This window comes from Streptomyces synnematoformans (assembly GCF_039531005.1).
GTDB lineage: Bacteria > Actinomycetota > Actinomycetes > Streptomycetales > Streptomycetaceae > Streptomyces > Streptomyces synnematoformans.
This window is the reverse complement of sequence record NZ_BAAAPF010000353.1, coordinates 1-7062: the sequence shown is the minus strand read 5'-3', so window position 1 is coordinate 7062 and position 7062 is coordinate 1. Positions and strand designations below refer to the sequence as shown.

Here is a 7062-nt window from a genome sequence, read left to right as displayed (position 1 = left end):
GTCGAGGTCGCCGGCGGCGAGGGCGGCCCAGCCCCGCCGCGCCGCGGCGGCGCGGGCGACGGCGACGCCGACGCCGGCGGGGCCGGCGGCCGGGACGGTGGCGAGGGGCTCCTCGGTGGCGGGGTTGACGACGGTGTGCTCGTGCGGGGGTGCGGGTGCTGCTGCTGCTGATCCTGCCAAGGGGTTCGACCTCACATGCGCTCGAAGGACCGGAAGCGTTCCCAGTCGGTGACGGCGGTGTCGTACGCCTCCTGCTCGACCCGCGCCATGGTGCGGTAGTGCCGGACGACGTCCTCGCCGAACGCCTCGCGGGCGAGCGTGCTGCCGCCCCACAGGTCGGCGGCGTCCCGGAGCGTGGCGGGGACGTGCGCGGCGTCGCCGGCGTAGGCGTTGCCGGTGCAGGGCTCGGGGAGTTCGAGCTTGTGCTCGACGCCGTGCAGCCCGGCGGCGATCATCCCGGCGACGGCGAGGTAGGGGTTGACGTCGCCGCCGGGCAGCCGGTTCTCCAGCCGGAGCGAGCCGCCGTGGCCGATGACGCGGACGGCGCAGGTGCGGTTGTCGGGGCCCCAGGCGACGGCGGTGGGCGCGAAGGAGCCGGGGCGGAAGCGTTTGTAGGAGTTGATGTTCGGCGCGTAGAGGAGGGTCAGCTCGGGCAGGCAGGCGAGCTGGCCGGCGACGAAGTGCCGCATGGTCGCGGACATGCCGTACGGGTCGGCTCCCTCGTCGGAGGCGTCGGGGCCGTCGGGCGCGGCGAAGACGGGGGTGCCGTCGGCGTCGCGTACGGACAGGTGGATGTGGCAGGAGTTGCCCTCGCGCTCGTCGTACTTGGCCATGAAGGTCAGCGCCGTGCCCTCCTGGGCGGCGATCTCCTTGGCGCCGGTCTTGTAGATGCTGTGCTGGTCGCAGGTGGTCAGCGCGTCGGCATAGCGGAAGGCGATCTCGTGCTGGCCGAGGTTGCACTCGCCCTTGGCGGACTCGACGGTCATGCCGGCGGCGGCCATCTCGTTGCGGATGCGGCGCAGCAGGGGCTCGATGCGGCCGGTGCCGAGGACGGAGTAGTCGACGTTGTACTGGTTGGCGGGGGTCAGGCCGCGGTACGCGCTGCTCCACGCCTGCTCGTAGGTGTCCTTGAAGACCATGAACTCCAGCTCCGTGCCCACGTACGCGGTCCAGCCGCGGGCGGCGAGCCGGTCGAGCTGGCGGCGCAGCACCTGCCGCGGCGAGGCGGGGACGGGGGTGCCGTCGTGCCAGGCGAGGTCGGCGGTGACCATGGCGGTGCCGGGGTGCCAGGGGATGCGGCGCAGGGTGGCGGGGTCGGGGTGCATGGCGAAGTCGCCGTAGCCGCGCTCCCAGGACGACATCTCGTAGCCGTCGACGGTGTTCATGTCGGCGTCCACGGCCAGCAGGTAGTTGCAGCCCTCGGTGCCGTGCGCGAGGACCTCGTCGAGGAAGAAGGGCGCGGCGAAGCGTTTGCCCTGGAGCCTGCCCTGCATGTCCGTGAAGGCGAGGACCACGGTGTCGACTTCGCCGGCGTCGGCGAGGCGGCGCAGCTCGGGCACGGGCAGCGCGGGGGTGCGTACGGAGTCGGTCACGGCGCGGTCTCCTCTGCTACGGACGTCTTAAGGTAGGCCCGGATACCTTTGATGGGGAAGTAGGCCGGGGCAGCGGGTCGGCGGAGCGGGGGTCGGGAATGCGGGCGTTCACCACCGAGGCGGCCGGCGACGGGCTGCGGACCGTACTGCGTCCGGTGCGCGCGGGCAACGGCTTCGAGGAGGCGCTGGAGCAGATACTGCAGGTGCTGCGGCTGGGTCTGGTGCCGCCGGGCGAGCGGCTGCCCGCGGAGCGGGAGCTGGCCGGGCGGCTGCGGATCAGCCGGGTGACGCTGCGGGACGTGCTGAAGGTGCTGCAGGACGAGGGCCTGGTGGAGAGCCGCCGGGGGCGGTACGGGGGCACGTTCGTACGGGAGCGCACGACCGCGCGCCGGGACGCGCAGGAGGAGTTGCGCCGGCGTACGGAGCGTACGGGCCTGGAGGACGTGCTCCGGTTCCGGGAGGTGCTGGAGACCGGCGCCGCGGAACTGTGCGCCGGCACGGACCTGACGGCGGAGCAGCGGGCGCGGCTGCGCGCCGCCCTGCAGACGACGCAGGACGCGCCGCTGGGCGACTACCGGCGGCTGGACACCCTGCTGCACCTGACCCTGGCGGAGCTCGCGGGCTCGCCGCGGCTCGCGGCGCAGTACGCCGCCGTCCGGGCCACCGTCAACGACCTGCTGGACTGCATCCCGCTGCTGGTGCGGAACCTGGAGCACAGCCAGGCGCAGCACGCCGCGGTCGTGGGCGCGGTGCTCGGCGGCGATCCGGACGCCGCCCGCGAGGCGATGCGGGAGCACTGCGCCGGCACCGCGGCGCTGCTGCGCGGCTTCCTGGGCTGAGCACCGCACGGTTAGGCCCCGGGGCGGGGGCGCCGTAACAGGACGTTCACGCACGGGGCTTGCGCTTGCCACCCCGGCGCCGCAAAGGTATGGGACCGCACCATTACCGCGTCCCCACCGTCCGTTGAGGCAGGAGCGGCACCATGAGCGAAGGCACCGAGTCCCGCACCGCACCTCCCGGCCCCCGGGCCGCTCCCGACGCCGCCCCCGGCTCCCCCTCGGACCCCGTCCCGCCGGACGCCGCGGCCGACGCCTACCTCCGGCGCCGCGCGCTACGCGCCGGCAGCGCCGGGCCGCTGCTCCTCACCGGCCTCGGCGTGGCGTACGTCGTCTCCGGCGACTTCTCCGGCTGGAACTTCGGCCTGGCGGAGGGCGGTTTCGGCGGCCTGGCCATCGCCGCGCTGCTGATGGGCGTGATGTACACCTGCCTGGTCTTCGCCCTCGCCGAGCTGGCCGCCGTGCTGCCCACGGCGGGCGGCGGCTACGGCTTCGCGCGCAAGGCGCTGGGCCCCTGGGGCGGGTTCATGACCGGGACGGCGATCCTCATCGAGTACGTCCTGGCGCCGGCCGCGATCGTCATCTTCATCGGCGACTACGTCGAGTCGCTGGAGCTGTTCGGGCTCACCTCCGGCTGGCCCGTCTACCTCGCCTGCTTCGCCGTCTTCCTCGGCATCCACCTGTGGGGCGTCGGCGAGGCGCTGCGCTTCAGCCTCGTCGTGACCGCCGTCGCCGTCGCGGCCCTGCTGATCTTCGCCGTCGGCGCGCTCACGGAGTTCAGCGCCGGCTCGCTGAACGACATCCCCGTCGACTCCGGCTCCTTCGGCGCCAACTCCTGGCTGCCGTTCGGGATCATGGGCATCTGGGCGGCGTTCCCGTTCGGGATGTGGTTCTTCCTGGGCGTCGAGGGCGTGCCGCTGGCCGCGGAGGAGACCCGGGACCCGTCCCGTACGCTGCCGCGGGCGATGGCCTGGGCGATGGGCATCCTGCTGCTGCTCGCGGTCCTCACCTTCATCACCGCGGCCGGCGCCCGCGGTTCCGCCGCCGTGCAGGACGCGGGCAACCCGCTGGTCGAGGCGCTGCAGCCGGACGGCGAGGCGACCGCGCTCAGCCGGTTCGTCAACTACGCGGGCCTCGCCGGGCTCGTCGCCTCGTTCTTCTCGCTCATCTACGCCGGCTCGCGGCAGCTGTTCGCGCTTTCCCGGGCGGGCTACCTGCCCCGCGCCCTCTCCCTCACCTCCCGCCGCAAGGCCCCGTACCTGGGCCTGCTCGTGCCCGGCACCCTCGGCTTCGCGCTGGCCGCCGGGACGGGGGACGGGGCGCGGATGCTGAACGTCGCGGTGTTCGGGGCCACCATCTCGTACGCGCTGATGGCGCTCTCGCACCTCGTGCTGCGCCGCCGCGAGCCGGGGCTGCCCCGCCCGTACCGCACGCCCGGCGGGGCGGCGACGTCGTCGGTGGCGCTCGTGCTCGCGCTGTCGGCGCTGGTGGCGACGTTCCTGGTGGACAAGTGGGCGGCGGTGATCGCGGGCTGCGTCTACGTGGTGGCGCTGGGGTACTTCGCCCTCTACAGTCGGCACCGCCTGGTCGCGGCGGCGCCCGAGGAGGAGTTCGCGGCGCTGGCCGAGGCGGAGGCGGAACTGGAGCGCTCTACCGTGAGGGAGACATGACGACCCGGCCCCTGATCGGCATCTCCACGTACCTCGTCGACGAGGCCCGGTGGGGCCGGTGGCGGCTGCCCGCCGCCCTCCTGCCGGCCGGCTACCACCGCCTCACCCAGCGCGCCGGCGGCCTCGCGGCGCTGCTCCCGCCGGACGCGCCGGCCCGCGCGCCGGAAGCGCTGCGCCGCCTGGACGGCCTGGTCGTCGCAGGCGGCCCGGATCTGGACCCGGCCCGCTACGGCGCCGCCGCCGACCCGCGCACGGACGCCGCCACCCCGACGTCGCGCGAGCGGGACGCCTGGGAACTGGCCCTGATCGACGCGGCGCTGGCGGCGGAGCTGCCGCTGCTGGGGATCTGCCGCGGGGCGCAGCTGCTGAACGTCGCGCGCGGCGGCTCGCTGCTCCAGCACATGGACGGCCACCGCGACCGCCCGGGCGTCTTCGGCGCCCACGAGGTCACACCGGTGCCGGGCACGCGGCTCGCCGCGCTGCTGCCGGAGGCGGTGACGGTCCCGACGTACCACCACCAGGCGGTGGCGGAGCTGGGCGCCGGCGTGATCGCGTCGGCGTACGCGGCGGACGGGGCGGTGGAGGCGCTGGAGCTGCCGGACGCGGGGGGCTTCGCGCTGGGGGTGCAGTGGCACCCGGAGATGGACGACGACACGCGGGTGCTGCGGGGCCTGGTGGCGGCGGCGGGCTGAGCCCTCCGGGGGGCGGCGGCGCGTCAGCGGCCGGGCTTGAGTGCAGGCGGTACGGGCCTGCCCCGCAGGAGTACGGGGGCACAGCCCGGTGGGGTGCGGGGAGCGGCAGCCTCGGCGGAGTGCCCGGGGCACGGCCCCGGCGTTTGGGGTGCAGGGGCGCAGCCCCGCAGGGGGTCCGGGGGGGCGCAGCCCCGCGCGGGTGCAGGGGCACAGCCCCGCCGGGGTCCGGGGCGCAGCCCCGGCGGGTGGGGAGGGGCGGGTCCGGGGCACCTCCCGACCACCTACGGACCCGCGCCCCGCGTCAGCGCGAGCAGGTCCCGGGCCGGGCCCGAGGGCCGCTGGCCCCGGGGCCACACCGCCCGCAGCGCCCGCGTCAGGTCCAGCCCCGCCACCGGCACCGCCACCAGCCGGCGCGCCGCCAGCTCGTCCGCCACCGCCAGCTCCGACAGCACCGCCGGCCCCGCCCCCGTCACCGCCGCCGACTTCACCGCCGTCGTCGACGCCAGCTCCAGCAGCGGCGCCCCCAGCCCGCCGTGCGGGACGAGCGCCTCGTCCAGCACCTGGCGCGTACCCGACCCCTGCTCCCGCAGCACCAGCGCCGCGCCCGCCACCTCCGCCGGCGGCAGCCCGCTCCGCCGCGCCCACGCGTGCGACGGGGCCACGACGACCAGCAGCCGGTCGTGGCCGATCACCGCGCCGTCCAGCCCCGCGGGCACGTCCGGCCCCTCGACGAACCCCAGGTCCGCCGACCCGGCCCGCACCTGCGCCGCCACCGCCGCGGAGTTCCCCGCCTGCAGCGACACCGCCGTCTCCGGCCGGGCGGCGCGCAGCGCGACCAGCCAACCCGGCAGCAGGTACTCCGCCACCGTGAGGCTCGCCGCCACCCGCAGCCGCGAGTCGCGCCGGGCGCGCAGCGCCTGCGCGCCCGCGTCGAACGCCTCCGCGGCCTCCACCACCCGCCGGGCCCACTCCGTGACCACGCCGCCCGCCTCGGTGAGCCGCGACCCGGCCGGCGAGCGGTGCACGAGCGCGACGCCCAGCTGCCGTTCCATGGACCGGATGCGGGCGCTGGCGGCGGGCTGGCTCACGCCGACGGCCTTCGCCGCGCGCCCGAGGCTGCCCAGCCGGGCGACGGCGAGCAGCAGTTCCAGCGCCGCCAGGTCCGGCACCCGGCGGGCCACCGACGGCTCCGGGGCGCCCCCGGCCTCGTACCCGCTCATAACCCCAGCTTATGGCCCGAGAAGGCGGCGGGGCCTACCGGGCGCCCCCGCCCCCGGCGAGGCTGACACCATGGCCGCCACCACCCTTGTACGCCCCCGCGCCACCGCCCACGTCCGGCACGGGCTCTCCACCCGCGACCTCGGCCCCCAGTGGTACGCCGGCGTCATGGGCACCGCCATCGTCGCCACCGCCGGCACCGCCGTCGGGCTGCCGGCCGCCGCGCTCGTACCCGTGTGGGCGCTGTCCGCCGTCTTCCTCGCCGTGCTCCTGGCCGCGCGCGCCGTGCACTGGGCCCGGCACGCCGACCGCGCCCGCGCGCATCTCGCCGATCCGGCGGTCGCGCCGTTCTACGGGTGCCTGTCGATGGCCCTGCTCGCGGTGGGTGCCGCGACGACGGCCGCGGGCGCGCGGGTGACGGGGACCGGCGCGGCGGCCGCCGCGCACGCCGCGCTGTGGGTGGCGGGCACCGCGGTGGGGCTGGCGGCGGCCGTGGCGGTGCCGTGTCTGATGGTCGTACGCCACCGGGTGCGGCCCGGCGACGCCTCGCCGGTGTGGCTGCTGCCGGTGGTGGCGCCGATGGTGTCGGCCGCGACGGGCCCGGCGCTGGCGGCGCGGCTGCCGGCGGGGCAGTGGCGGGAGTCGCTGGTGCTGGGGTGCTTCGCGATGTTCGGGATGAGCCTGCTGGCGACGCTGCTGATGCTGCCGCTGGTGTTCGCCCGGCTGGTGGAGCGCGGGCCGCTGCCGCTCGCGCTGACGCCGGCGCTGTTCCTGGTGCTGGGGCCGCTCGGGCAGTCGACGACGGCGGCGGGCGCGCTGGCGGACGGCTCGGCGGCGGTGCCGGGGGCGTTCGCGACGCTGTACGGGGTGCCGGTGCTGGGCTTCGCGCTGCTGTGGCTGGCGGTGGCGGGGGCGCTGGTCGTCCGGGCCGTGCGCCGCGGCATGCCGTTCGCGCTGACGTGGTGGGCGTTCACGTTCCCGGTGGGCACGTGCGTGACGGGCGCGGCGAGCCTGGCGGAGCACACGGGGCTGACGGCGTTCCGCGGGCTGGCGG

7 protein-coding genes are annotated in these 7062 nt (G+C 76.5%); 4 read left to right on the top strand and 3 right to left on the bottom strand.

Going from position 1 to position 7062, the window contains the following annotated elements; translation table 11 throughout:
* Positions 1-180 (bottom strand): aldehyde dehydrogenase family protein (locus tag ABD317_RS31635; RefSeq protein WP_344294448.1); only part of this gene is annotated, 180 nt, incomplete at its 3' end.
* An 11-nt stretch (positions 181-191) separates the two neighbouring features.
* On the bottom strand, positions 192-1592 hold the full coding sequence (locus ABD317_RS31630; protein ID WP_344294446.1) for a glutamine synthetase family protein: 1401 nt from the start codon (positions 1590-1592) through the stop codon (positions 192-194).
* A gap of 98 nt (positions 1593-1690) precedes the next feature.
* Here ABD317_RS31630 and ABD317_RS31625 point away from each other — a divergent pair, with 98 nt between their 5' ends.
* The 3 genes from ABD317_RS31625 (at position 1691) to ABD317_RS31615 (ending at position 4790) form a co-directional block, all read left to right on the top strand.
* Complete coding sequence (locus tag ABD317_RS31625; protein ID WP_027757126.1) at positions 1691-2431, top strand: FCD domain-containing protein; 741 nt, start codon at positions 1691-1693, stop codon at positions 2429-2431.
* Positions 2432-2574: 143 nt separating this feature from the next.
* On the top strand, positions 2575-4098 hold the full coding sequence (gene eat / locus ABD317_RS31620; RefSeq protein WP_344294443.1) for an ethanolamine permease: 1524 nt from the start codon (positions 2575-2577) through the stop codon (positions 4096-4098).
* On the top strand, positions 4095-4790 hold the full coding sequence (locus ABD317_RS31615; RefSeq protein ID WP_344294441.1) for a gamma-glutamyl-gamma-aminobutyrate hydrolase family protein: 696 nt from the start codon (positions 4095-4097) through the stop codon (positions 4788-4790). Before eat ends, ABD317_RS31615 begins: the two co-directional genes overlap by 4 nt.
* Positions 4791-5071: 281 nt before the next feature.
* On the opposite strand, the gene ABD317_RS31610 is transcribed toward ABD317_RS31615, so the two are convergent.
* Positions 5072-6010 (bottom strand): LysR family transcriptional regulator, encoded by a 939-nt coding sequence (locus ABD317_RS31610; protein WP_344294439.1) that lies wholly within the window; start codon positions 6008-6010, stop codon positions 5072-5074.
* Positions 6011-6080: 70 nt separating this feature from the next.
* Here ABD317_RS31610 and ABD317_RS31605 point away from each other — a divergent pair.
* The coding region (locus tag ABD317_RS31605) for an SLAC1 family transporter (protein ID WP_344294437.1) at positions 6081-7062 on the top strand (982 nt) is incomplete at its 3' end.